The organism is Tsukamurella ocularis, from assembly GCF_965138335.1.
Taxonomy (GTDB): Bacteria; Actinomycetota; Actinomycetes; order Mycobacteriales; family Mycobacteriaceae; genus Tsukamurella; species Tsukamurella ocularis_A.
Genome location: NZ_CBCSDV010000006.1, coordinates 137,777 through 162,669 on the forward strand (window position 1 = coordinate 137,777; position 24,893 = coordinate 162,669).

Sequence of the window (24,893 nt, forward strand, 5' to 3'; positions counted from 1 at the left end):
GGGTGTCGCCGCGCACGGGGAGGAAACTGGAGGAACCGTGTCCGCACGCACCGTCTCGACCCGCCGCACCGCCACCACCGTCGCGGGCGCCCTGCTCGCCGCCGGCGCCCTGCTCTCGGTGTCCGCCTGCGGCGCGGGCCAGATCTCGCAGACCGCGAACCAGGTGGCCGCGATCAACGGCGCCAACCAGACCTTCGTGGACCAGAAGATCACCCTCAGCGACGTGCACGTCCTGTACCCCGTGGCGGGCAGCCAGGGCAAGCTCGCCTTCGTGCTGACGAACCTGAACCCGCACCAGGCCGACAAGCTCAAGGGCATCTCGGACGAGAAGGGCCGCTTCGCCACCGTCAGCGGTGACACCACGCTCGCCGCCAACGGCTCGCTGTACGGCAGCGCGCCCGCGGGCAGCGACACCAAGGCCGCCGGCATCACGCGCCTCACGGTCACGGTCCCCGTCGACGCCACCTGGCGCCCGGGTCTGACCAACAAGCTCTGGTTCCACCTCGAGAAGGCGGGCTCGCTGCCGATCGACGTCCCGATCGACGCGGGCGCCGCCCCGGCCTCGGTCGCGGGCATCACCCCCACGGCCGGTGAGCACGGTGCGGGCGAGGGCACCGGCGGCCACTAGGCCTCCACCCCCGAGAGCGACATGGCGAAAGCCAAGGTGCAGTACACCTGCACCGAGTGCGGCCACACCGTGGCCAAGTGGGTCGGTCGCTGCCCGTCGTGCGGCGCCTGGTCCACGATGGAGGAGGGCGTTCCCGTCCGCGCGGCGGGCTCCGGCCCGGCCGCGAACGTCGGCCTGACGCTCCCGAAGACGCGTGCGGTCCCGATCACCCGGATCGACCCGAACTCGACGCGCGCGCTGCCCGTCGGGATCGGCGAACTCGACCGGGTGCTCGGCGGCGGCATCGTCCCCGGCTCGGTGATCCTGCTGGCCGGCGAGCCCGGCGTCGGCAAGTCGACGCTGCTGCTCGAGGTCGTGCACCGCTGGGCCACGACGGGCCGCGGCACGTCGCTGTACGTCACGGGCGAGGAGTCCGCCGGCCAGGTGCGGCTGCGGGCCGAGCGCACCGGCGCGCTCGACGACCGGCTCTATCTCGCAGCGGAATCCGATCTGGGGACGGTGCTCGGCCACGTCGAGCAGATCTCCCCCACGCTCATGGTGGTCGACTCGGTCCAGACCCTCTCCGCCTCCGGCGTCGACGGCGTGCACGGCGGCGTCACCCAGGTGCGCGCGATCACGGCCACCCTCACCTCGCTGGCGAAGGCCTCCGGCATCGCGGTGATCCTCGTCGGCCACGTCACGAAGGACGGTGCGGTGGCCGGCCCCCGGTCGCTGGAGCACCTCGTGGACGTCGTGCTCAGCTTCGAGGGCGACAAGCACTCCACGCTGCGCATGGTGCGGGGCATCAAGAACCGCTTCGGCGCCTCCGACGAGGTGGGCTGCTTCGAGCAGCGCGAGTCCGGGATCGTCGAGGTCACGGACCCGTCGGGCCTGTTCCTGCACCACCGCGACCAGGCCGCCGCCGGGACCGCCGTCACCGTCGGCCTCGACGGCAAGCGCCCCATGCTGGGCGAGCTGCAGGCGCTCGTGACGCCCACCCCCCTGCCGTCCCCGCGGCGCGCGGTCTCGGGCCTCGACTCGGCCCGGGTGGCGATGATCCTGGCCGTGCTGACCAAGCACGGCGGCATCGAGAACCTGCCGCAGAAGGACGTCTACGCGGCGACCGTCGGCGGCATGAAGATCACCGAGCCCGCGGCCGATCTGGCGCTGGCGCTGGCCGTCGCGTCCGGCGCGGTCGAGAAGGCGCTGCGCCCGAACACCGTGGTGCTGGGCGAGGTGGGTCTGGCCGGGGAGGTGCGCCGGGTGACGGGGCTCGAGCGCCGGCTCGCGGAGGCCGCGCGGCTCGGCTTCACCCACGCCATCGTGCCGCCCTCGCCCGACGGGCAGAAGCTGAAGGTCGACGGGATCCACATCGGCGAGGCGGCCACCCTGGCCGACGCCCTGCGTCTGGGCTCCCTCGCTCCCACGGGCAAGAAGGAGCGCTAACCTACCGCTATGAACCTCGAAGCCGCGTTCGTCGGGAACGCGCCGCTGCGCGACACGGTGATCCGGGTGGCTCCGGGCACGCCCCTGCGCGACGGGATCGAGCGGATCCTCCGCGGCCGTACCGGCGCGCTCATCGTGCTCGGCCACGACGACGCGGTCGAGGGCATCTGCGACGGCGGCTTCCACCTGGACGTCGAGTTCGCGCCCACCCGCCTGCGGGAGCTGGCCAAGATGGACGGCGCCGTGGTGCTCTCCACCGACGGCTCGCGGATCGTGCGGGCGAACGTGCAGCTCGTGCCCGATCCCGCGATCCCCACCCAGGAGTCGGGCACGCGGCACCGGTCGGCGGAGCGCGCCGCGATCCAGACCGGCTACCCGGTGATCTCGGTGAGCGCGTCGATGTCGATCGTGCACGCCTACGTCGGCGGGGCGCGCCACCTGGTCGACGACGCGGCGCCGATCCTCTCCCGCGCCAACCTCGCGATCGCGACGCTGGAGCGCTACGCGCACCGGCTCGACGAGGTGCTCTCCCAGCTCTCCCGTGCCGAGATCGAGGACGTGGTCACGGTCCGCGAGGTGGCGCACGTCGTGCAGCGACTGGAACTGGTGCGGCGCTTGGCCGTCGAGATCGAGCAGCACGTGCTGGAGCTCGGCACGTCGGGCCGGCAGATCGCGCTGCAGCTGGAAGACCTTTTGGGCGAGTCGATCTCGCTGCGCGAGCCGGTGCTGCGCGACTACCTCGGCGACGGCGACACCGTGGACGCCGCCGTGGCCCGCATCGACGCCCTCACCGACGCCGACCTGCTGGCCGCCACCACCATCGCTGCGGCCCTGGGCTTCTCGGGAACGGTCGAAGCGCAGGACGAGCCCGTCTCGCCCCGGGGCCACCGGCTCCTCGGCTCGATCCCGCGCCTCCGCGCCGGGCAGGTCGAGGCGCTGGTCGGCACGTTCGGGTCGCTGCAGACGTTGCTCGCCGCCTCCGCCGCGGATCTGCAGGCCGTGCCCGGCATCGGGTCCGACGGTGCCCGCCAGGCCCGCGAGGGCCTCTCGCGCCTCGCCGAGGCCTCCGTCGAGCGCTTCTGAGCGCTAGTTGCCGGTGCCGGTCCCGGCGTCGGCGCCGGCCTCCGGCGTGGGTGCGGCGCGAACGATGTTGAAGGTCACCGGAGCGCTGCGCTTCGCGCCCAGCTGCGCGACCACCTGGTAGGCGCCGGGCGCGACGGGGACGCGCTGGGCCTGGCAGCCGGGCGCGGAGGTGGTGCCGGCCCACTGCAGCTTGTAACGCAGCTGCTGGCCGGGCTGGAGCACCTCGTTCTTGATCCCGGGCTGGAAGGTGCAGTCGAAGTTCGTCCACAGCTGCTTGCTGCCGTCGAGGGTGAGCACGATCAGCTGCTGCTGGCCCGAGCCGATGTCCCGGGCGCAGGGCACCGAGCCCGCGTTGGTGACGGTCGCCTCGAAGGTCGGCTGCTCGCCGAGCGCGTACGTCGCCTTGTCGGCGCCGACCACCACGGAGATGTTCGCGTCGGGGCACGGCCCGCCGGCGACGACCGCGCCCGGCGTCGGGACACCGCCGCCCGAGGAGCTCGCGGACGCGGAGGCCGCACCCGACCCGGAGGCGCCGGACTGCGGCGCGCCCGAACCACCGGCGCCACCCGCGGCGCCGTTGTTGCCGGCGGAGGGGTCGGCACCGTCGGGCGCCTGCGACGGGGGCAGGGCGCTCGTGGTGACCGGCGTGCTCGACGAGGCGGTCGCGGCGTTCTGCGACGAGTCCTTGCCGCCGCCGACGAAGACGATCAGGAGCACCACGACGATCACCGCGAACAGCGCGAGGCCGGCGGCCAGCACGCGGCGGCGCCAGTAGATCTCGGGCGGCAGGGGTCCATGGGGCTCAAGCACGCTTCAACGGTAGCGTTCCCCCGGCCTCACGCCGCTGACCTGCGGCGGCGTGTCACGAATCCGCGCGGATCACTCCGGGCGGACGGCCTGGAAGGGGGAGGTGGCGGCCTCGCCGATGTCGCCGACGGAGCCGCGCAGATGCACCTTGCCCTCGGCCAGCTCGTAGGTGAGGCCGACGATCGCGACCCGTCCCTCCTCGACGCCCTTGGCGATGATCCGCGAACGCTCGATGAGCAGCCAGCTGGTCTCCATGACGTGCTGCGCCGTGATGTCGTTGACGTCCGACAACCCCTCGCGGCGGCCCGCGAGCACCGACGGGGTGAGCCGCTCGACGATGTCGCGGATGTAGCCGGGCGGCATGGTGCCGGTGTCGATCGAGTTCACGGTGGCCGCGACGGCGCCGCAGCTGTCGTGCCCGAGGATCGCGATGAGCGGCACCTTGAGCACCTCGATGGCGTACTCGATCGAGCCGAGGACGGCGGCGTCGATGATGTGGCCCGCGGTGCGCACGACGAACATGTCGCCGAGGCCCTGGTCGAAGATCACCTCGGCCGCGACCCGCGAATCGCCGCAGCCGAACAGCACCGCGGTGGGCTGCTGCCCGCTCGCCAGTTCCGCCACGCGGCTCGCGCCCTGATTCGGGTGCGCGGGCGCTCCTTCCACGAAGCGCTGGTTGCCGTCACGGAGGGCGCGCCAGGCGCCGGGAGGAGTCGAGGTGGGCATGGGTCCATAATGCACTTCGTGACGTCGACGCGAGACACCGGAGCGGATTCTGTCCCGGATTTCACACCGGTACTCGGCTGGTTCGACGCCGCCGAGCGCGACCTCCCCTGGCGCGACCCCGGCGTCGGCGCGTGGGCCGTCCTGGTCAGCGAGGTGATGCTGCAGCAGACCCCCGTCGTGCGGGTCGAGCCCGTCTGGCGCGCCTGGATGGAGCGCTGGCCCACCGCGGCCGACCTGGCCGCCGCCACCGGTGCCGACGCCGTCCGCGCCTGGGGCAAGCTCGGCTACCCGCGGCGTGCGATGCGGCTCCACGCGTGCGCGCAGGCCCTCGTCGAGCGGTTCGACGGCGTCGTCCCCGCCGACGTCGATGAGCTGCTGTCGCTGCCGGGCGTGGGCGACTACACGGCCCGCGCGGTGGCCTGCTTCGCCTTCGGCCAGGACGTGCCCGTGGTCGACATCAACGTGCGCCGGGTCCTGGCCCGCGCCGCGAACGGCGACTCGGACGCGGCGGCACCGTCGGCGAAGCGGGACCTGGCGGCGGCGACGGCGGCGCTGCGCACCGTCCCCGCGGACCGGCGGACGCGGCTCTCGGCGGGCCTGATGGAGCTGGGCGCGCTGGTCTGCACGGCCCGCTCGCCGCGGTGCGGCGAGTGCCCGGTCCATGCGGAGTGCGCCTGGCTCGCCGCCGGGGCGCCGTCCGGCACCGTCGCACCGCGGAAGGTGCAGAAGTACGAGGGCACCGACCGGCAGGCGCGCGGGCGGCTGCTCGACGTGCTCCGCGGTGCCGACGGCGCCGTCCCCCGGGCGGCGCTCGACCTGGCGTGGGAGCGCGATCCGGCGCAGCGGGACCGCGCCCTGGACTCGCTGTTGGTCGACGGACTGATCGAGCAGACGAACGACGGCCGGTTCGCGCTGGCCGGCGAGGCGTGAAACTTTTTATTCACGGTTGTAGGAATTACTGATAGATTCGGCCCATGAAGCTCTCAGACGGCCCACTGCGCGTTACCGACCAGGGATTCTTCGGCTCCGACTCGCCCACGTGGAAGGTGTGGGCCTCGCCCACCGCACTCATCGGATTCCAGCGCTCGGTGGTGCTGGAACACTTCGACCCGAATCTCACCGCCGCGGTCGCGGACTCCGCGGGGATCTACACCGATCCGTTCGGCCGGCTCGACCGGACGCTCGCCTACTTCCTGCTCGTCGCGACCGCGGATTCGAAGACCGCGATCGAGGCGTCCGAGCACCTCATGGACGTGCACCGCAGGGCCACCGGCATCGAGCCCGTCACCGGCCGGCGGTACAGCGCCAACAACCCCGCCTCGCAGCTGTGGATCCACGTGACCGGCTGGCACTCCGTGCTCAAGTGCTACGAGATGTTCGGCCCCGGCCCGCTCTCCCCCGATGAGGAGGCGCGGTACTGGCGCGACTGCGTCGTCGCCGCGGAGCTGCAGACCTGCGACCCGGCCGAGGTGCCGGCCTCGCGCGACGAGGTGCGCGCGTACTTCGCGCGCGTCCGGCCGACGCTGGCGCTCACCGAGCGCGCCCGGACGGGCATGCACTACCTGCTGCGCACCCGGGACCGCGGGCTGCGGCTGCGCGTCGGCAGCGCGCTCGTCGCGCCGGCCACCGTCGCTACCCTGCCCGCCTGGATGCGCGAGATGGGCGGCTTCGACCAGCCCGGCATCGTCGACGCGGGGTACCCGCTCGCGGTCCGCCTCGCGGTGCGGGCGGCCTCGGCGCAGCACGCCGCGGGCACCGTCCGGTTGGGCGCGCTCGTCGCGCCGATGACGGGCGGCATCCTGCGTCGCCACTTCGCCCAGACCGACGAGCCCGCAGGGACCGTCACGCCCGCAGAGGCGCGGGAGCGCTACGGTCGCGCGGCGCGCCCGGCGACCGCCTCGTAGGCTGGCCGCCATGACCACCTATGTAGTGACAGGCGCGAACGGCGGCCTCGGCGAGGTCGTGACGCGCCGCCTCGCCGCCACCGGCGGCCGTGTCGTGATGGCGTGCCGCGACGTCGCGGGCGCCCAGCGCATCGCCGACGGCATCGACGGCGACGTGACCGTCGAGCAGCTGGACCTCGCGGACCTGGACTCGGTGCGCGCCTTCGCCGACCGCACCGGCGAGGTCGACGTGCTCATCAACAACGCCGGCCTCATGTACGTGCCGCTCACGCGCACCAAGCAGGGCTTCGAGATGCAGTTCGGCGTCAACCACCTGGGGCACTTCGCCCTCACCGGACTGCTGCTGGACCGGATCACCGACCGGGTCGTCGCGGTCTCGTCGGTGGCGCACCGGCAGAACTTCCGCTGGCGCATGGACGATCCGAACTACGAGCACCGCAAGTACCTTCGCACGGAGGCGTACGGGCAGAGCAAGCTCGCGAACATGATGTTCGCGCGCGAGCTGCAGCGCCGGTTCGAGGCCGCCGGCTCGAGCAAGAAGGCCTACTACGTCCACCCGGGCGTCTCCCCCACCGGCCTGTTCGCTCGGACGGAGACCCCGCTCGACAAGGTCCTGGTCCCGACGGTGGGCCTGCTGTCGAACCCGCCCGCGAAGGCCGCCGAGTCGCTGGTGCTGGCCGCCACCGACCGCGATCTCGATCCGCACCCGTGGTGGGGGCCCACGCAGCTCTTCCAGTCCCGTGGCCCGGTGGGCAAGTGCCCCACCACCAAGACCTCCAAGGACCGGGCCAAGTGGGCCGAGCTGTGGGACGTCTCGGAGAAGCTCACGGGCGTCACGTACGCGGTCTGACGGGAATCGGCGGGCGTCCACGCGCGTTGAAGCCTGCATGCGCGTGGACGTCTGGACTGATATCAACTGCCCCTTCTGCTACATCGGGAAGGCCCGCTTCGAGGAGGCGCTGGCCGCGTTCCCGCAGCGCGATCAGGTCGAGGTGATCCACCGCTCCTTCGAGCTGGACCCCACCGCCGGCGCTTCGGAGCCCGTGGTCCCGCGGATCGCGGCCAAGTACGGCATCAGCGAGGCGCAGGCCGCCGCCAACGAGCGCGGCCTCGGCGCGCAGGCGCAGCAGCTCGGCCTGCCCTACCAGGTCGACGGGCGCGACAGCGGCAACAGCTTCGACATGCACCGCCTGCTGCACTGGGCGCTCGAGCTCGGCCGCCAGGAGGCGCTGCTCGACGCGCTCTACGCGGCGAACTTCGCGGATCCTGAGCCCGCCTTCGGGAGCCGCGACCGCCTCGTCGCCGTCGCGGAGTCGGCCGGGTTCGACGGTGCCGCCGCCCGCGCGGTGATCGACGATCCGACCGCCTACGCGGACGCCGTCCGCGCCGACGAGGAGACCGCGAAGCGGATCGGCATCGGCGGCGTCCCGTTCTTCGTCTTCGACGGGAAGTACGCCGTCTCCGGCGCTCAGCCGCCCGAGGTCTTCACCGAGGCGCTGACGAAGGCCCGGGGCGAGGAGCCGCTCACCGTCATCGGTGGCGACGACGCCGAGGCCTGCGGCCCCGACGGATGCGAGCTGCCGCCCCGCGACTGACCCGGGCATCGGCTCACGATTTCGGCTTCTGGCGACTCAGAGGTGTGGTGATGCACGTCTGGTCGCTCACAGGTCGACTTCGTGAGCGGAGCGGCGCGGTGGCGCTCCCGCCGACTGCGGTTGGCACCGCGGGCACCACCAGATCGCCCGCTCCGCCTCGTTCGCGCCGCCGAGCGAACCCGCGACGATCGTCGTGCCGCAGCGCAGGCACGGCCTCCGCGCGCGGTCGTAGACGAACGCCCGCATGCCGTTCCGGTCGACGCCCGTCGTGACCCTGCGCGTGCGGCCGAGGTTGGCGCGCAGCAGCCGCGCGGCACCGTCCGCCCAGGCCAGCGGGTCGCCGCACTCCCCGGCCGGCGTCGCCGGGTGAGCGCCGCGCAGAAAGCACAGCTCGTTCCGATACACGTTGCCCACGCCGGCCAGGTTCCCCTGGTCCAGCAGCGCCAGCCCGACGGGGCGCTCCGGCGGGGCGGCGAGGTTCGCGGCGGCGCGCTCGGCGTCCCAGTCGGGGCCGAGCGGGTCGGGCCCGAGATGGGCGAGGGCGCCGTCGGCCTCGGCGGGCGTGAGGATCTCGAGGGTCCCCAGCGAGAACCCGACCACCTGCGCCCCGTCGACGCCGAGCACGGCGCGGGCGGTGTGCGCGGGGCGGCGCCAGCGCTCGCCGGGGCGGTACACGTGCCACTCGCCCTCCATCTTCAGGTGACTGTGGACCACGGCGCCGCCGACCGCCATGAGCAGATGTTTCCCGCGCGCGGTCACCGACTCGACGGTGCGCCCCGTCAGGTCGAGGGTGGCGTACCGCGGCACGCGGATGTCGCAGGCGGTGAGCGCCTTTCCCTCCAGTACCGGCCGCAGTCGCGCCGCCAGATTGTGCACGGTGTCGCCCTCGGGCACGGTCAGTCCAGACCGGAGAGGAAGGCTTCGACGGCGCCGCGGTACACGCCCGGGGCGTCGTCGTGGACGAGATGACCGGCACCGTCGACCTTGAGGTACCGCAGGTCGGGGCCCGTGTAGGAGCGGACCATGCGCTCCCCCACGCCGGGCGGCACGACGGTGAACTCGGCCTCGACGAGCAGGGTGGGGGCCTGCACGGCGCGCCACTGCGGCCAGTGGTCGCGCGGGCCCCAGTGATCGGCGATGGCGCGGAAGACGTCGATCTCGCCGTGCAGCGCACCGTCGTCGAAGGCCTCGTAGAAGTAGCGCCCGGCGACCGGACCGAACAGCGCCTCGCACTCGGCCTGCGAGGAGAAGCGCGCGGGCCAGCTCGCGAACCACGGCGCCCAGGTGTCGGTGGACTGCCCCGTGAACTCCGGCGACATGTCCTCGACGACGAGGGCCCGCACGAGTTCCGGGTACTCGGCCGCGGTGCACCAGGCATGGAGGCCGCCCATGGAGTGGCCGATCAGCGTCGCGGGGCCCTGGTCCAGGTAGGTGAGGATCTCGGCGACGTCGGTGACGAAGCGCTCGGTGCTGATGTCGTCCGGCGGCACGGGAAAGCCCGGGCCGCGGTGGAATTCGGCGTCGAAGGTGAACACCCGGCCGTACCGGCGCAGCCACGGGATCTGCCGGCGCCACGTGCGGCCGCGGCCCATGAGGCCGTGCAGCAGCACGATCGGCCCGGCCCCCTCGCGGCCGCCCCAATCTCTCAGGCCCACACACTCATCCACACGGCCCAACCTACCGGTTCGCGCGGCGGGCGCGGCGGACCTTGCAGCCCGGCGGACCGAGCGGGCCGGAACGACGAATCCGTTTGCAGATTTGGTCGGCGTTAAGCGGCCGGGGTCACCATGATGCGAGTACACGGCACGGGAGGAATCATGAACACCATCGGACGCGTGACGGCGACCGCAGGCCTGCTGGTCTGCGTGCTCGGAACAGGGGTGGGACCGGCCGCCGCGGCGACCGTCAACGAGACCATCGGCACGGGTGGCGGGACGACGCAGTCCCCGCCGGCCGATGCGGCGGTGAACCCGAACCCCGCCAACAGCAACGGCGGCGCGAGCGATCCGTCTCTCTGACACCGCGGCGGCATACGGTGAACAGCGAGCGGGACGTGCAGCGACACGACGACGATGCCGTACCGCTGCCGGACTACTCCGCATCGCGATCGCGGTTCTGGGGGCTCACGGGCGTCGTCCTCAGCGCGACCTGCGTCGTCGTGTTCGTCCGGGTGTGGTGGGTCAACCCCCATCTTCCGGCATTCGGGGTACTGGCGCTCGCCGGTGTCGTCGCGGGAGTCGCGGCGGCGCTTCTGGCCATGCGGGTGGCGTACCGGCTGACCGTGAACCCCCGGGATACGACTGTGCGCGTGCACTATCCGTTGCGGCGCGTCGAATACTCGCTCATCGGTGCACAGCTCGATCTCGTCGAGGACGCCGTCCGGAGATGGAACGTCTTCACGTCGTGGGAGGTGCGGCGGGGCACCTTGACGATCCGGACGGGCACCCGCGTGCTGGTCGTCTCGGCCGTGGACGTCCGGGCAACCATGCTCCGCCGGTTCCATCGCGAGGTGTCCGCCGTCGTGGAGGCGGCGGGCACTGCGCCTCGGGAGACCGCCGGGCCGGAGCGACGCAGCGTCGTCGTTGCGGGCCGTTCCCTGACCGCACCTGCGGGAGCGCGGTTGAGTTCGGGGTGGGATACGGCCCAGGGCCTCGTCGCCGGCGTGCTGGCGCTCCTGTTGATCGAGGCGGCGGACGCCCTCTACCTCGGCCCGCAGGGGCCGCTGGCATACCCGGTCGTCGCCGCCGACGACTACCTCCGGAATCAGCCGGCTCTGCCTGGGGCACAGCAACGCATCGACCCGGCGGCCCGCGTCGAGCATGAGAACGACGGGTGCCGCTTCACCACGATCGAGGAGTCGGGGATGCCCGCGAACTCCAAGACTGCCGCAGCACGACGGCTGCTGTGGGGTGAGCGGAGCAAGGCGCACTTCCGCCCGTACGTCGAGGTGCGGGTCCCGATCGCGTCGATCGATGTCGAAGGCATTCTCCGGCGCGTCAGGGACGTGGCGCCGCGCCCCGTATTGCGCGGCAACGCTTTCAAAGACTACTACGACCTCGGCGAGTGGCGCCCCGCCCTCCACGCCAGGCTGAGGAACGAGGAGCAGCCGATCCTCGACGTCCACCTGCTCATGCCGTGCATGACCGCCGCGGACGCGGATCGGGTCGGCACGGACCACCGCGACAAGCTCAGCCGATTCGCGAGCTGGCTCGCCCACGGACCGGACGCGGGGACCTGACGTCGATGCGCCACAGTCCGAATCAGCACTGGAGGAGAACATGATCCAATCGCGCCGGCCTGCTCGGCGACTCGCCTACGGCACGGGAGCGGGCGTGGTGGTACTCGTCGTTGCGATCGTCGTGGCCGTTCTTGCTCAGCGCTCGCCCGGTCGGAGCGAGCCCCCGATCGAGGGGGCATCGGCCTCCGCCGTGAGTGTCGGATCCGTCTCCACGTGCGCGATAGCGGATTCGATCGCCTATTGCTGGGGCGACAACGGCAGCGGTCAGTTGGGAGACGGAACCACCACCGACCGCCCCGTGCCCACCAGAGTGCCGGGCCTGAGCGGCGTCACCTCCATCTCGTCCGGATCACACACGACCTGCGCAGTCTCCGGGGGAGTCCCGTACTGCTGGGGCAGCAACGTCGGTGGGGCGGTCGGCGTGCACTACCCCGATCGGGTCAGCTCCCCCCATCGCATCGAGGGCCTCACCAACGTCACGTCCATCGCCACCCACGGTGGTCGTGCCTGCGCGGTCGCCGATGCCGCCGCCTACTGCTGGGGAGACAACAGCAGGGGCGCACTCGGTGACGGCACCTCCACCCGGCGCCTCGCTCCGGTTCGCGTGCACGGCCTCACCGGCGTCACCGCGGTCGCGACCGGCGAAGGCACGACCTGCGCCGTCGCGAACGGTGGGGCGTACTGCTGGGGGAACAACGGCGAGGGCCAGGTCGGCGATGGAACGACGACCGACCGTCCGATTCCGGCGCGCATCGAGGGTCTCGCGAACGTCACCGAGATCACCACGACGGGCACCGACAGGCGAACGACCTGCGCGATCGCCGACGGTGCCGCGTACTGCTGGGGTAACAACGGCCGGGGCCAGCTGGGGATCGGCACGCTCACCTGGCCCGAACGCCGCCCTGTGCGCGTCGACGGTCTCAGCGGCGTCACGTCGATCTCCACGGGCGAGGGCCTGATGGTGAACTCGACCACATGTGCCGTCGCGAGCGGATCACCCTATTGCTGGGGCGACGGTCGATCCGGCCAGATCGGGGACGATCGGCCGGAGAACAGGTTGGTGCCCGCCCGCGTGCCGGGACTCGCGAACGTCTCCGTCATCTCGACCGGCGGCGAGACGACCTGCGCCATCAGCAGCGGGAAGCTCCACTGCTGGGGCGACAACGTCTCCGGACACGTCGGGGACGGCACCACCACCCGACGCTCGAGCCCGGTGGCCATCAACCTGGGTGCGTAGGCGGCTACAGTGCCAGACATGGACCGGCCTCCCGATTCGCGGCGCGGACACCTCCCGTGTCTCGCGCTGTTCGGTCCGACCGTCGGTCGTGCACACGTTCCGGCAGCACTCGTCAACCTCGCCTGACCAGGGAAAGTAGGCCTACGTGACCGTCGTGAAGATCAACGCCATCCACATCCCCGAGGGCGCGGGCCCCGAGCTCGAGAAGCGGTTCGCGCAGCGCGCGCACGCCGTCGAGAACTCGCCCGGCTTCCTCGGCTTCCAGCTGCTGCGCCCCGTGAAGGGCGACGACCGCTACTTCGTGGTCACCCAGTGGGAGTCGGAGGAGGCCTTCGCCGCGTGGCGCGACGGGCCGGCCCGCGAGGCGCACGCCGGCGAGCGCAGCCCCGGCGGCGGCGAGGGGCGCAAGCCGGTCGCCTCGGGCGCCGACCTGCTGGAGTTCGAGGTCGTCCTCGACGTGCAGGGCAAGGCCGCGCAATAGCCGGTCCGCACGAGATCGCGTCGCGGCGCCGGAATCTCCCGGCGCCGCCGCACGTCGTGTGCCAGGACCTGGCCACGCCGGTCCCGCGCACCGTCCGGCACTGGCTGCGGCGGAACCGATGCGCAATGGGTCCTCTACGCCGCGGAGCCTCTTCCGGGCCCGGAGTACAGCCGCCACGTCGCACGACGGATCAGCACCCTCGTCTTCGCCGACCTCCGATACACCTACGGCCAGTAGGGGTGGTCGCGCGCCGACCGTTCCCCCACGAAACGCACTCGGCGTCCAGAGGGGGACCGAACGCCGCGCGGGGGTCAACCGGTCCCCCACCCCAAGCGCGGCTTCCCGTGGGGGTTCGAACATCGCACGCGCGGATCGGCGTCGCGCGGGGGACGTCACCCGGCAAGACCGACACGCAGCAGCGCACCCCGGCACCTCGCACCACTGCCGGAGAGGCATGCGTGCGGCGCATGGCCGGTCGCGACGAAATCAGCTCTGACGTGCAGTCATCCGGAGCCATGCGCGTGACGCATGGCTTCTCACCGCAACACAGGCCCCATCCAGCGCCACACCGGGGGGGGCGAGCGTCAGAGCCAGGCGCCCGAGTCCCAGGTGAGGAACGACTCGAGGCTCGCAGCGGGGTGCTGCTGCGGGTGGTTGGTGGAGAGGTACGCGCCGCGGTAGAACAGCAGCGGCTTCGCGTCATCGACATCGCCGAGGTGGTGCACCCGACCGATCGCGATGTGGTGATCGCCGCCGTCGAGCACGTTCTCCAGCGTGCAGTCCATCCACGTCAGCGAGCCGTCGATCGTCGGGTTGCCGAGCGGCGAGGGGGTCCACCGCAGCCCGTCGAACTTGTCGTCCACCGACCGCCCGAACGCCGCACTCACCGGCTCCTGCTCCTGCCCCAGCACCGAGACCGCGAACTTCCCGGACGCCTCGATGTGCTTCCACGTCCGCGAGGTCTTCATCGGGCAGAACAGCACCAACGGCGGATCCAACGACAACGCCGCGAACGACTGGCACGCGAAGCCGACCGGCTTCTCCTCGGCGTCGGCCGTCGCGATGATCGTGACGCCGGTGCAGAACTGCCCCATCACATGTCGGAACGTGCGCTGGTCGAATCCGGCCTCGGTCATGCTGCCAACCTACTCCCGCCGTCTCCGACGGTGCGCGCCCCACCACCGCCCGGCACCGTCGGGGCGCCCGCGACCGAGCGTGCGCTCGACCGACGCCCCGCGCCCCTATTCGATCGCGCTGATCCTTACTCGCGGCACCCGAGGACGATCGCCCGCGCCACCGGCGTCAGCTCGTCGTCCGGCCGGTCCGCCAAGGCGCCCTGCAGCGCGGGCCGCGCGATGAAGCGCGGGCCCCGACCGGTCACAGCGCGCCCGGCGCCGCGGACGTCTCGCGGGATTCCGCCGCGGGAACGAACTCGGACAGCACCGCCCCGAGGAGTGCGGCCACCATCGCGACCGCGACCGCTCGGTCGTGGATCACCGGTAGCGGGATCACGCTCGCGGTGACCCCCGCGACCAGCGGGATCGCCGCCCACCGCGCCGCGCGGGCCGACCGGTCCGTGCCGAGGCACCAGATCAGCGTGGCGAGGGACATCAGCATCGTCATCCCGATCGTCACGGCGGCGTCACGCCACCCCCAGTGCCCGCCCGCGCCCGCGCGATGAGGGCCGAGCATGACCGCCACCAGGATCACGATCATGATCAGCCCGACGCCCAGCGCGTAACAGATCGCGAGCGGCACCAGCCGCGACGGCCGCCGACAGTGCAGCACCGTCGCCGCGACGAACAGGACCGCGCCCACGAGGAACAGGGAGCCGCCCACGTCGTCCTCGTCGATCGCGATGCCCAGGGTGCCGAGCGCGGTCAGCGACGCGAACCCCAGCAACACCCAGGACATCCTCCGCCGCACTGCCCACCGCATCGCCCCACCCCATCCCCAACACACGATTCCGATGAGATGCTATTTATTGCATAAGCGACCATGTCGCTGCCGGTTCCCCAGCGGAGACCGGTCCGCGCGGAGTACCTTTCGCCGGTGACACGCAGGCAACTCTGGGAGCGCCGGACTAATCCCCTGATGATCGCGCTGGCGCTGGCCTTCCTCGCCGTCTACGCGGTGCAGGTGCTCGACGTGGCGCCGAGCCCGCTGGTGCGCCGCCTCGTGGACGGGAGCGACATCGCGATCTGGGCGGCCTTCGTCGTGGACTACGCGATCCGGCTCCGCCTGTCGACCGATCGCTGGCGGTTCGTGCGAACGCACCCGATCGACCTCATCGCGATCGCGCTGCCGCCCTTCCGCCCACTGCGCGCGCTGCGCGCCGCGCCGCTCCTCATCGGCGGCCTGCACCGCGCGCGNCTCACGCGCGCGCGGCTCGCGGTCTTCGTCGGCACCACGTCGGTTCTGGTGGTCTTCCTGTGCAGCCTGGCCTTCCTCGACGCCGAACGCGGTGCCCCGGACACGAAGGTCACCGGCTACGGCGACGCGCTGTGGTGGGCTGCGGTCACCGTGACCACCGTGGGCTACGGCGACGTGTACCCGGTGACGGTCGAGGGCCGCATCGTCGCGCTGCTCCTCATGATCGTCGGCATCGGCCTCATCAGCTTCGCCATCGGCACCGCGACGAGCTGGGTCGTCGACCAGCTCAAGAGCGCCGACGCCAGGGCGCTCCGCACCGACCAGGAGGTCGACGAACTCACCGCGGAGGTCCGCGCTCTACGCGAGGAGATCGGCCGACTCAGCGCCGGCACCGTCGGCAACGCGAAGAGCCGCCACCCCGAAGGGTGACGGCTCCTCGATGGACCGCTGTCGGCCGCGTTACGCGGTGTCGCCGGGCGTCGTGCCGGACGAGGCGTCGGCCACCAGGGCCGGAACACCGTCGTCGGACTTCTCCAGGTCGATCGCGGGCTTGGTCTTGCCGGCGAAGGTGAACTTCGCGTCCTCGCCCTTGCTCTCGCCGTCCCAGCCCTCGACGTCGACCTCGACGATCTGGCCCGCGCCGATCTCACCGAACAGGATCTTCTCGGACAGCGCGTCCTCGATCTCCCGCTGGATGGTGCGGCGCAGCGGCCGGGCGCCGAGGACCGGGTCGAAGCCGCGCTTGGCGAGCAGCGACTTGGCCTGATCGGACACCTCGAGGCCCATGTCCTTGTTCTTCAGCGCCGTACCCACCCGGTTCAGCATGAGGTCGACCATCTCGATGATCTGGTCCTGCGTCAGCTGGTGGAAGACGACGATGTCGTCGATACGGTTGAGGAACTCGGGCCGGAAGTGCTTCTTGAGCTCGTCGTTGACCTTCTGCTTCATCCGGTCGTAGTTGGCACCGTCGGAGTCGCTGGACGTGAAGCCCAGGCCGACCGCCTTCGAGATGTCACCCGTACCGAGGTTCGACGTGAAGATCAGCACGGTGTTCTTGAAGTCGACGGTGCGGCCCTGACCGTCGGTCAGGCGGCCGTCCTCGAGCACCTGCAGCAGCGTGTTGTAGATCTCGCTGTGCGCCTTCTCGATCTCGTCGAAGAGCACCACGGAGAAAGGCTTGCGGCGCACCTTCTCGGTGAGCTGGCCGCCCTCCTCGTAGCCCACGTACCCGGGAGGGGCACCGAACAGGCGCGAGGCGGTGAAGCGGTCGTGGAACTCGCCCATGTCGATCTGGATGAGCGCGTCGTCCTCGCCGAACAGGAAGTTCGCGAGCGCCTTCGACAGCTCCGTCTTACCGACACCGGACGGGCCGGCGAAGATGAACGAGCCCGACGGGCGCTTCGGATCCTTCAGGCCCGCACGCGTACGGCGGATCGCCTTCGAGACCGCCTTGACGGCATCCTCCTGGCCGATGATCCGCTTGTGCAGCTCGTCCTCCATGCGGAGCAGACGGGTGGTCTCCTCCTCGGTGAGCTTGAAGACGGGGATGCCGGTCCAGTTGCCCAGGACCTCCGCGATCTGCTCCTCGTCGACCTCGGCGACGACGTCGAGATCGCCGGCGCGCCACTGCTTCTCACGCTCGGCGCGCTCGCCGATGAGCTGCTTCTCCTTGTCGCGCAGCGACGCGGCCTTCTCGAAGTCCTGCTCGTCGATCGCCGATTCCTTCTCCCGGCGCGCGTCGGCGATCTTGTCGTCGAAGGCGCGCAGGTCCGGCGGCGCGGTCATCCGGCGGATGCGCATGCGCGCGCCCGCCTCGTCGATGAGGTCGATCGCCTTGTCCGGCAGGAAGCGGTCGTTGATGTACCGGTCCGCCAGGGTGGCGGCGGCGACCAGCGCGCTGTCCGTGATGGAGATGCGGTGGTGCGCCTCGTACCGATCGCGCAGGCCCTTGAGGATCTCGATGGCGTGCTCGACGCTCGGCTCGCCCACCTGGACGGGCTGGAAGCGGCGCTCCAGGGCGGCGTCCTTCTCGATGTACTTGCGGTACTCGTCGAGCGTGGTGGCGCCGATGGTCTGCAGCTCGCCTCGGGCCAGCTTCGGCTTGAGGATCGACGCGGCGTCGATCGCGCCCTCGGCGGCACCCGCGCCGACGAGCGTGTGCAGCTCGTCGATGAACAGGATGATGTCGCCGCGGGTGTCGATCTCCTTGAGGACCTTGCGCAGCCGCTCCTCGAAGTCACCGCGGTAGCGCGAGCCTGCCACCAGGGAACCGAGGTCCAGGGTGTACAGCTGCTTGTCCTTGAGCGTCTCCGGCACGTTGCCGTTGACGATGGCCTGCGCCAGCCCCTCGACCACGGCGGTCTTGCCGACGCCGGGCTCGCCGATCAGCACCGGGTTGTTCTTGGTGCGCCGCGAGAGCACCTGCATGATGCGCTCGATCTCCTTGGACCGGCCGATCACCGGGTCCAGCTTGCCCTGCGCGGCGGCCGCGGTCAGGTTCCGGCCGAACTGGTCCAGGACCAGGGAGGTCGACGGGGTGCCCGCCTCGCCGCCGCCACTCGTCCGGGCCCCGGCGCCGGCGGGCTCACCGCCGCCCTCCTTGCCCTGGTACCCGGAGAGCAGCTGGATGACCTGCTGCCGCACGCGGTTGAGATCGGCGCCCAGCTTCACGAGGACCTGGGCGGCGACGCCCTCGCCCTCGCGGATCAGGCCGAGCAGGATGTGCTCGGTGCCGATGTAGTTGTGGCCGAGCTGCAGCGCCTCGCGGAGCGACAGCTCGAGAACCTTCTTGGCACGCGGGGTGAAGGGGATGTGACCCGACGGGGCCTGCTGGCCCTGCCCGATGATCTCCTCGACCTGGCTGCGCACGCCCTCGAGGGAGATCCCCAACGACTCGAGAGCCTTGGCCGCCACACCCTCGCCCTCGTGGATCAGGCCCAGGAGGATGTGCTCGGTGCCGATGTAGTTGTGATTGAGCATCCTGGCTTCTTCTTGCGCCAGGACGACGACGCGGCGAGCGCGGTCGGTGAACCTCTCGAACATGGCCATTTTCCTCACATCCCGGTTACTTCGGGGACCGGCCGAGGCCGGACCCGCAGATAGCCGTCTGCAATCAACGTCTTCTCACTGTAGTTCGGACCGGTCAGCGGTGGTGTCGGCAGTGCCCCGCTCGCGGAGCCCGCCGGCACCGTCACCCCCGATTCCGTTCCTGATACACCAGGTCAAACGCGCCTCCGGCGGCTTTTGATCCCCGTTCCGCCGTGAGCGAAACAACCCCGGATACGGCTCCACCCCGGCGCACCGGGCGCCGGGGTGGAGTCGAGGGCCGTCAGTTCGCGGCGTTGTACGCGTCGATCACGTCCTGGCTGATCCGGCCGCGGTCGTTGACCTTCATGCCCGACTTGCGGGCCCAGTCGCGGATCGCGGCGCTCTGCGAGCGGTCGATCGGGGTGCGACCCCGCGGGGCGGCGAGGGCGCGCGTACCGCGCTTGCGGCCGCCGGCACGGCGGGCGTTCGCGACCCAATCCTCGAGGGAACCACGCAGCTTCGCGGCATTCTTGGTCGACAGGTCGATCTCGTACGTGACGCCGTCCAACCCGAATTCCACGGTCTCGTCAGCGGTCTGCGTATCGTCCACATCGTCGACCAGCGTCACGGTGACCTTGCGCGCCATAGTATTGGCCCCTTCTCAAAGTAATGTTTCCATTGCGTTGTTCAAATCGAGTGTATACACATTGATCGCATTGTCTCGATCCGAACGCCGCTGAAATTTGTCGCAATCGGGTAACGATCGCAACCTAGAGGGACGGAATTCGGCGAATCGCGCGGGGTGACACGTTATTCGCCGACACCCGGTACTACTCGGGATGCACCTGCGCTTGCACCAGCGAACGCACCCGCTCCGCGCCGATCGCGAGCAGGAGAGTGGGCAGCCGCGGACCGGTATCGCTGCTCACCAGGAGGCGGTAGAGCAGAACGAAGAATGCGCGTTGCGCCGCGGCCAGCTCCTTATCGCCCTTGACGATCTGGTCCGCGCCGAGCCCGCGCTGCACCTTCGCGACGCCGTACACCTGATGCGTGATCCCCGCGAGCGTCCACTCGTCCTCGAGCCGGCCAAGCCCTGCCGGGGCGGGCGTGCCGGAGCCCTCCAGGAGCAGGTGCAGGCCCTCGCGCTGCTCGTCGGTGAGGGAGGCCAGGAGCTCGACGTCCGGCGCACTCCGCACGACGGTGCGCTCCTCCGCGGGCATCTGCTCGGCCACCCACGCGGTGGCGCGGTCCAGCCGTGGGCGCAGGGGGGCCAGCGCGTCCAGCGGCCGGTCGGGCTCGAGCGCGGCCAGGATCCGCAGGGTCTGCTCATCGTCGCCGGTGGTGATGTCGACGACCGAGGCCAGCGTCTTGTAGGGCATCGGGCGCGGCGTCAGCGGCAGCTCACGGACTTGCGCCGAGGCCGTGTCCAGCACGGATACGGCCCGCGCGTGCGCGGCGATGTCGCCGGGCTGCGCCTTGTCGCCCCCCACCTTGCGCACCAGCGCGTCCCACTCGTCGTAGGTGCGCGGCAGCTCGCCGTCGAGCGCCACGTCGAAGGACTGGTTGGGCTTCTTGCGGCCGTACAGCCAGCGCAGCAGGGGCGGCTCGAGGTAACGCAGCGCGACCGCGGCGGTCGGGACACCACCCTTGGAGGACGACATCTTCGCCATGCCGCGGATTCCGACGAAGGCGTACATCGGGCCCAGCGGTCGCTTCCAATCGAAGATCGGCGCCACGTCCTTGCCGACCGCGAACGACGAACCGGGTGATTGATGATCGACGCCGGAGGGCTCGAACGTGATCCGCTCGAAAGCCCAGCGCATCGGCCAATCGACCTTCCACACCAGTTTGCCGTCGGTGTGATCGCGAAGAATCACCGTTTCGGTATGGCCGCATCGGCACACGTAGGTGAGCTCGGTCGTTTCGTCGTCGTACGCCGTTACGGTGGTGAAATCCGTCCCACAAACGGAGCAGTAGGGCTTGTACGGGTAGTAACCGGAATCACCCGATCCATCCGCGTCCTCCGCCGCGCCCGAAGCCGCTTCGGCCGCGTCGGCGTCCGTTTCTTCCGCATTTCCCTGCGTCGGCGCCGAATCGGCGCGATCGAGCGTCCGATAACGCTCCAAGATGGAATCGATGCGCTTCCGCTGCGCCATCGCGTGCAGAACCTGGTCGGAATACGCACCAGAGGTGTACATCTGCGTCTGGCTGATGCCCCGGTACTCGACGCCGAGTTCTTCAAGCGCACTCTGCAATTCACGCCGGAAATGCTCGGCCCAGTTCTCGGCGTCCGAGCCGTGCGGCGCCGGCACGCGCGTCAGTGGTCTACCGATGTGCTCCGACCACGTCTCGTCCACGCCGGGAACGTTCGGCACCTTGCGGAACCGGTCGAAGTCGTCCCAGGAGATGATGTGCTCCACCTGCAGGCCGCGGCGGCGCAGCTCGTCGGCCACGAGGTGCGGCACCATGACCTCACGGAGGTTGCCGAGGTGGATCGGCCCCGACGGCGAGATGCCCGAAGCCACCTTCACCGGTGTTCCGTTCCGCTCGGCGAAGGCCAGGGCCTCATCGGCGAGGCGGGAGACCCAGTCGTCCAGGGGTGCAGTCACGGGCGCAGCATTCACGGGTGGTGATCCTACCGCTCGGCCGCGGTCACCCCGGATCGGCGATGCGGCTCAGGCCTCGTGGGCGGCGAACTGGGCCAGCGCCCGCTCGTAGGCCTCGGACGCGCCGGCCCGGCCGGCGCCGGGCGCGATGCCCAGGGCCAGGGCTCGGAAGCCACCGTCGACCGACGAGGCCTGGACGCCCCGGTCCCGCAGGCGGGTGGCGATCGCGGCGGCGGTGGCGCCGTTGCCGCTGACCAGCAGCCACTGGGCATCGGGGCCGGCGGCCGCGAGGCTGGTGGGGAGACCGGGCACGAGGCGCGCCGCGACGACGGCCGCATCGACGGCGACGGCGCCGGGGAGGATGCCGTCGCGGTTGCGCTCGGACTGATCGCGGACGTCGACGACGATCTGGCCAGCGGCGGGGGTGAAGTGCACGGGGTGCATCGGGATTCTCCAGGAGGGAGGCGGAGCGCGCGGAGGGCGCATCCGGGCAGCGGAAAGGGGGTCGGGTTCCTAGCGGACCCGACAACACTCCATGCAGCTGCGCACCTGGCTCATGACAGCGAAGCTAGCACCCCGCCGGCGCGCCCGGCAAGGGTTCGAATCACGAGTGACGCGAATCCCGCGCACGCTTCTCGCGCTGCGCCCGGTTGGCGCGCTCGCGCAGGTACACGGCCCGCAGGCCCTGCAGCGTGAGGTCGGCGCGGTGATCGGTCACGGTCGCGCACTCGGTCGCTATGCCCTCGTCGAAGCCGCCCGTCGCGACCACGCGCGCCCCGGTCACCACGTCGAGCGCCCGGCCGACGAGCGCGTCCACCATGCCGGCGAAGCCGTAGATGATGCCCGACTGCAGCGCCTCGACGGTGTTCTTCCCGACCACCGACCGCGGGGCGACGAGCTCGACGCGGCGCAGCGCGACGGTCCGCTCGGCGAGCGCGTCCAGGGCGCTCCCCACTCCGGCGGCGATCGCGCCGCCGAGAAACTCGCCCTTGGCACTGACCACGTCCACCCGCGTCGACGTGCCGAAATCCACGACGATGCAGGGAGTCCCGGCATCCCGGCCGATCAACTCGAACGCGCCGGCGGCGTTGGCCACCCGGTCCGTGCCCACCTCGCGCGGGTTGTCCACCAGCAGCGGCACCCCCGTCTTCACCCCCGGTTCGAGGATCACGTGCTCGGCCGACGGGTAGTAGCGGGGCATCACCGCCCGCAGCGAGCGCAGCAGTTCCGGCACCGTCGACAACACGCTGACGCCGGTCACCGCCGCGGGATCCACGCCCGCGCCCGTCAGGAAGCCGTTCAGGATGAGTGCCAGCTCGTCCGAGGTCATCCGCGGGTCGCTGCGCAGGCGCCAGGTGCCGAGGAGGTCCTCGCCGTCGGCGGTCGCGAACAGCCCGACGGTGACCGAGGTGTTGCCGGCGTCGATCGCCAGCAGCATCAGACCCTGCCCGTGACCAGGCCGAAGCCGTCCGGCACGTGCGCCGCGTCGGAGGTCAGCTCGACAGGCCGGTTGTCGCCGTCCACGAAGACGACGCTGGGCGCGTAGGTCGTCAGCTCCTGCTCGTTGAGCTGGCCGTACGCGATGAGGATCACGATGTCGCCCGGGTTCACCAGATGCGCGGCGGCGCCGTTGATCCCGATGACGCCGCTCCCCCGCTCACCCGCGATCGTGTAGGTCTCCAACCGCGCGCCGTTCGTCACGTCGACGATGGCCACCTGCTCGCCCTCGAGGAGGTTCGCGGCGTCCAGCAGGTCGGCGTCGACGGTGACCGAACCGACGTAATGCAGATTCGCCTCCGTCACCGTCGCGCGGTGGATCTTGCTGGTCATCATGGTCCGCAGCATGACTACTCCGCCTCCTCGAGGAAACCGGTGCCGATGGCGATGCCCACGTTGTCCAGCAGGCGCGTGGTGCCGAGCTTCGCGGCGACGAGCAGGCGGCCGTCGCCCTTCTCCGGCGCGGCGCTCAGGTCGGGGGCGCGCAGCTCCAGGTACTGGACCTCGATCTCCGGACGCGAGGCGAGCACCTCGTTCGCGGCGGCCAGGATGGCGGGCTCGCCGCCCTGCGCGGCGTAGGCGCCGGCGAGCAGCGCCGCCGAGAGGGCGGTCGCGGCCTCCCGGTGGTCCTCCGACAGGTAGACGTTGCGCGAGCTCATCGCCAGGCCGTCGGCCTCACGGACCGTCGGGACACCGACGATCGAGACGTCCATGTTCAGGTCCGTGACCATCTGCCGCACCAGCACGAGCTGCTGGTAGTCCTTCTCGCCGAAGTACGCGGCGTGCGGCCGCACGATGTTGAGCAGCTTGTTCACCACGGTGAGCATGCCCGCGAAGTGGGTGGGCCGGCTGTCCGCCTCGAGACCCAGCCCGGCGGGGCCGGGCTGGATCGTGGTGCGCGGGCCGTTCGGGTACATGTCGGCGGCCGACGGCGCGAAGACCAGCTCGACGCCCGCGGCACGCAGCTTCTCGACGTCCGCGTCCAGGGTGCGCGGGTAGGCGTCCAGGTCCTCGTTCGCGCCGAACTGCAGCGGGTTGACGAAGATCGACACCACGACGACCGCGCCGTTCAGCTTGGCGGCGTGCACCAGCTCCAAGTGGCCGGCGTGCAGCGCGCCCATGGTGGGCACGAAGGCGATCCGCCGGCCGGTGGACTTCAGCGCGGTCGTGACCTTGGTCAGCTGCGCCGGGTCGTGGTGCACCGTCAGCTGACCGGGGGTGTACGGACGGGTGGGTGCGCTCATCGGTTTTCCTTCTCGAGGGCGGGATCGATCATGGCTGATGTTCCGGATTGGGCTGCCGCACGCCGGGACTGGGCGCGGTAGGCGTCGGTGATGGCCGGGTCGACGGCGTCGATCGCGGCCAGGTGGCGGGTCACGGCCGCGGCGTCGCCGCGGGCGGCGGGCCCGGTGAGGGCGGACGGTCCGCGGGCGAGCGCGTTGTCCAGGGCCGCGCGGGCCAGCGGCGCGAGGACCCGCTCAGCGAGGGCATCGACGGAGCCGCCGCCCAGGAACTCCGGATCGTCCAGCCCCACCCCGCCGGCGAGGGCGGCGCGCAGCGCGACCACGGCGTCGTCGACCAGCGCGACCAGGTGGTTCGCGCCGTGCGCGAGCGCCGCGTGATACAGCGGGCGGGCGGATTCCGGCACCCGCACGGGCTCGGCGCCGATCTCCAGTGCGAGAGCCTGACCGACGGCGTGCCCGATCTCGTCGGCGGCGGTGATCCCGACGCAGCAATCGGCGAGGCGGTCGGTGTCCTCGGGGTCGTCGACGAAGGTCATCGCGGGATGGAAGGCGATGGTGGTGCAGCCGAGCCGGGCGAGGGGTGCGAGCACGCCGACGCCGAGCGCGCCCGAGGTGTGCAGCACGATCGCCGACGGATTCACGCGGGCGGCGAGCTCGTCGACCAGGGCGGGGAGCGCGGTGTCCGGTACGGCCAGGATCAGGAGCTCGGCCTTCTCGGCGATGACGGCGGGGGCGTCCACGCGCGCCTCGGGCAGGCTGCGGGCGGCGCGAGCGCGGGAGCGGCCCGACGGTGCCGACGCCGCGGTGACGATGTGGCCGGCGCGTTCGAGGGCGGCGCCCAGGGCGGTGCCGACGCGGCCGGCGGAGATCACGCCCACGGACAGTCGCGCGGGGGTGGGGGGATTGGGGATGCCCGCCAGCTGATCCACAGCATCAGGCGAGTCCGAGAACTCGGGCATGGGCGTACGCCTCCAAGGGGGTCGTTCCAGTCCCGCGTCGCGGGTACCAGACGGTCACCGAAA

The 24,893-nt window shown here is 71.3% G+C and carries 25 protein-coding genes and 1 pseudogene; 12 read left to right on the top strand and 14 right to left on the bottom strand.

Features of this window, described 5'->3' with window-relative positions; all coding sequences use genetic code 11:
• The first annotated feature begins 37 nt into the window (after window positions 1-37).
• The 3 genes from ACNAYW_RS08320 to disA are packed head-to-tail and all read left to right on the top strand — an operon-like array spanning window position 38 to window position 3,136.
• The gene (locus ACNAYW_RS08320) at window positions 38-628 is read left to right on the top strand and encodes a hypothetical protein (protein WP_415849232.1); all 591 of its coding nucleotides are present in this window, start codon (window positions 38-40) and stop codon (window positions 626-628) included.
• Window positions 629-649: 21 nt separating this feature from the next.
• Window positions 650-2,053, top strand: a complete 1,404-nt coding sequence (gene radA, locus ACNAYW_RS08325; RefSeq protein ID WP_415849233.1) for a DNA repair protein RadA — start codon at window positions 650-652, stop codon at window positions 2,051-2,053.
• A gap of 9 nt (window positions 2,054-2,062) precedes the next feature.
• A complete protein-coding gene (gene disA, locus ACNAYW_RS08330; protein WP_415849234.1) occupies window positions 2,063-3,136 on the top strand; it encodes a DNA integrity scanning diadenylate cyclase DisA in 1,074 nt (357 codons plus the stop codon).
• Between the two features lie 3 nt (window positions 3,137-3,139).
• Here the strand turns inward: disA and ACNAYW_RS08335 are convergent, their stop codons facing one another.
• Together ACNAYW_RS08335 and ACNAYW_RS08340 are read right to left on the bottom strand one after the other, a co-directional pair.
• Window positions 3,140-3,946, bottom strand: a complete 807-nt coding sequence (locus ACNAYW_RS08335; RefSeq protein ID WP_415849235.1) for a BsuPI-related putative proteinase inhibitor — start codon at window positions 3,944-3,946, stop codon at window positions 3,140-3,142.
• A 69-nt stretch (window positions 3,947-4,015) separates the two neighbouring features.
• Window positions 4,016-4,669, bottom strand: coding sequence for a carbonic anhydrase (locus tag ACNAYW_RS08340; protein WP_415849236.1), 654 nt, complete (start codon window positions 4,667-4,669; stop codon window positions 4,016-4,018).
• An 18-nt stretch (window positions 4,670-4,687) separates the two neighbouring features.
• On the opposite strand from ACNAYW_RS08340, the gene ACNAYW_RS08345 reads away from it, so the two are divergent.
• The 4 genes from ACNAYW_RS08345 to ACNAYW_RS08360 are packed head-to-tail and all read left to right on the top strand — an operon-like array spanning window position 4,688 to window position 8,168.
• Window positions 4,688-5,599: an HhH-GPD family protein gene (locus ACNAYW_RS08345; RefSeq protein WP_415849237.1), complete on the top strand. Its 912-nt coding sequence runs from the start codon at window positions 4,688-4,690 to the stop codon at window positions 5,597-5,599.
• A 44-nt stretch (window positions 5,600-5,643) separates the two neighbouring features.
• Window positions 5,644-6,573 carry an oxygenase MpaB family protein gene (locus ACNAYW_RS08350; RefSeq protein ID WP_415849238.1) on the top strand — a complete coding sequence of 310 codons (930 nt, stop codon included), beginning with the start codon at window positions 5,644-5,646 and terminating at the stop codon, window positions 6,571-6,573.
• 10 nt (window positions 6,574-6,583) lie between these two features.
• Window positions 6,584-7,423 (top strand): SDR family NAD(P)-dependent oxidoreductase, encoded by an 840-nt coding sequence (locus ACNAYW_RS08355; protein WP_415849239.1) that lies wholly within the window; start codon window positions 6,584-6,586, stop codon window positions 7,421-7,423.
• Window positions 7,424-7,460: 37 nt separating this feature from the next.
• Window positions 7,461-8,168: a DsbA family oxidoreductase gene (locus ACNAYW_RS08360; RefSeq protein ID WP_415849240.1), complete on the top strand. Its 708-nt coding sequence runs from the start codon at window positions 7,461-7,463 to the stop codon at window positions 8,166-8,168.
• Window positions 8,169-8,234: 66 nt separating this feature from the next.
• On the opposite strand, the gene ACNAYW_RS08365 is transcribed toward ACNAYW_RS08360, so the two are convergent.
• Both ACNAYW_RS08365 and ACNAYW_RS08370 read right to left on the bottom strand, forming a co-directional pair.
• Window positions 8,235-9,062 carry an Fpg/Nei family DNA glycosylase gene (locus ACNAYW_RS08365; protein ID WP_415849241.1) on the bottom strand — a complete coding sequence of 276 codons (828 nt, stop codon included), beginning with the start codon at window positions 9,060-9,062 and terminating at the stop codon, window positions 8,235-8,237.
• Window positions 9,063-9,064: 2 nt separating this feature from the next.
• Window positions 9,065-9,835: an alpha/beta fold hydrolase gene (locus ACNAYW_RS08370; RefSeq protein WP_415849242.1), complete on the bottom strand. Its 771-nt coding sequence runs from the start codon at window positions 9,833-9,835 to the stop codon at window positions 9,065-9,067.
• Between the two features lie 168 nt (window positions 9,836-10,003).
• Here ACNAYW_RS08370 and ACNAYW_RS08375 point away from each other — a divergent pair, with 168 nt between their 5' ends.
• The 4 genes from ACNAYW_RS08375 to ACNAYW_RS08390 all read left to right on the top strand — a co-directional run bounded on the left by ACNAYW_RS08375 (window position 10,004) and on the right by ACNAYW_RS08390 (window position 13,124).
• Window positions 10,004-10,186: a hypothetical protein gene (locus ACNAYW_RS08375; protein WP_415849243.1), complete on the top strand. Its 183-nt coding sequence runs from the start codon at window positions 10,004-10,006 to the stop codon at window positions 10,184-10,186.
• A gap of 17 nt (window positions 10,187-10,203) precedes the next feature.
• Window positions 10,204-11,406 (top strand): hypothetical protein, encoded by a 1,203-nt coding sequence (locus ACNAYW_RS08380; RefSeq protein ID WP_415849244.1) that lies wholly within the window; start codon window positions 10,204-10,206, stop codon window positions 11,404-11,406.
• Window positions 11,407-11,596: 190 nt separating this feature from the next.
• A complete protein-coding gene (locus ACNAYW_RS08385; RefSeq protein WP_415849245.1) occupies window positions 11,597-12,643 on the top strand; it encodes an RCC1 domain-containing protein in 1,047 nt (348 codons plus the stop codon).
• A 145-nt stretch (window positions 12,644-12,788) separates the two neighbouring features.
• Complete coding sequence (locus ACNAYW_RS08390; protein ID WP_415849246.1) at window positions 12,789-13,124, top strand: antibiotic biosynthesis monooxygenase family protein; 336 nt, start codon at window positions 12,789-12,791, stop codon at window positions 13,122-13,124.
• A 584-nt stretch (window positions 13,125-13,708) separates the two neighbouring features.
• On the opposite strand, the gene hsaB is transcribed toward ACNAYW_RS08390, so the two are convergent.
• Together hsaB and ACNAYW_RS08400 are read right to left on the bottom strand one after the other, a co-directional pair.
• A complete protein-coding gene (gene hsaB / locus ACNAYW_RS08395; protein ID WP_415849247.1) occupies window positions 13,709-14,260 on the bottom strand; it encodes a 3-hydroxy-9,10-secoandrosta-1,3,5(10)-triene-9,17-dione monooxygenase reductase subunit in 552 nt (183 codons plus the stop codon).
• A 241-nt stretch (window positions 14,261-14,501) separates the two neighbouring features.
• A complete protein-coding gene (locus ACNAYW_RS08400; RefSeq protein ID WP_415849248.1) occupies window positions 14,502-15,029 on the bottom strand; it encodes a hypothetical protein in 528 nt (175 codons plus the stop codon).
• A 468-nt stretch (window positions 15,030-15,497) separates the two neighbouring features.
• Here ACNAYW_RS08400 and ACNAYW_RS08405 point away from each other — a divergent pair.
• Window positions 15,498-15,926, top strand: a pseudogene (locus tag ACNAYW_RS08405) (potassium channel family protein); the annotation flags it as partial.
• A gap of 30 nt (window positions 15,927-15,956) precedes the next feature.
• Here ACNAYW_RS08405 and ACNAYW_RS08410 read toward each other — a convergent pair.
• From ACNAYW_RS08410 to ACNAYW_RS08445, 8 genes are all read right to left on the bottom strand, one after another.
• Window positions 15,957-18,539 (bottom strand): ATP-dependent Clp protease ATP-binding subunit, encoded by a 2,583-nt coding sequence (locus ACNAYW_RS08410; RefSeq protein ID WP_415849249.1) that lies wholly within the window; start codon window positions 18,537-18,539, stop codon window positions 15,957-15,959.
• Between the two features lie 286 nt (window positions 18,540-18,825).
• On the bottom strand, window positions 18,826-19,170 hold the full coding sequence (locus ACNAYW_RS08415; protein WP_415849250.1) for a histone-like nucleoid-structuring protein Lsr2: 345 nt from the start codon (window positions 19,168-19,170) through the stop codon (window positions 18,826-18,828).
• A gap of 184 nt (window positions 19,171-19,354) precedes the next feature.
• Window positions 19,355-21,148: a lysine--tRNA ligase gene (gene lysS, locus ACNAYW_RS08420; RefSeq protein ID WP_415849251.1), complete on the bottom strand. Its 1,794-nt coding sequence runs from the start codon at window positions 21,146-21,148 to the stop codon at window positions 19,355-19,357.
• A gap of 51 nt (window positions 21,149-21,199) precedes the next feature.
• Entirely contained in the window at window positions 21,200-21,574 is a 375-nt protein-coding gene (locus tag ACNAYW_RS08425) for a rhodanese-like domain-containing protein (protein WP_415849252.1), read from the bottom strand.
• A 160-nt stretch (window positions 21,575-21,734) separates the two neighbouring features.
• A complete protein-coding gene (locus tag ACNAYW_RS08430; protein ID WP_415849253.1) occupies window positions 21,735-22,568 on the bottom strand; it encodes a type III pantothenate kinase in 834 nt (277 codons plus the stop codon).
• Window positions 22,568-22,975 carry an aspartate 1-decarboxylase gene (gene panD, locus ACNAYW_RS08435; RefSeq protein WP_415849254.1) on the bottom strand — a complete coding sequence of 136 codons (408 nt, stop codon included), beginning with the start codon at window positions 22,973-22,975 and terminating at the stop codon, window positions 22,568-22,570. The genes ACNAYW_RS08430 and panD overlap by 1 nt, the downstream gene beginning before the upstream one ends.
• A 2-nt stretch (window positions 22,976-22,977) precedes the next feature.
• Window positions 22,978-23,871, bottom strand: a complete 894-nt coding sequence (gene panC / locus ACNAYW_RS08440) for a pantoate--beta-alanine ligase (RefSeq protein ID WP_415849255.1) — start codon at window positions 23,869-23,871, stop codon at window positions 22,978-22,980.
• Complete coding sequence (locus ACNAYW_RS08445; protein WP_415849256.1) at window positions 23,868-24,830, bottom strand: Rossmann-like and DUF2520 domain-containing protein; 963 nt, start codon at window positions 24,828-24,830, stop codon at window positions 23,868-23,870. The genes panC and ACNAYW_RS08445 overlap by 4 nt, the downstream gene beginning before the upstream one ends.
• Between the last annotated feature and the right edge of the window lie 63 nt (window positions 24,831-24,893).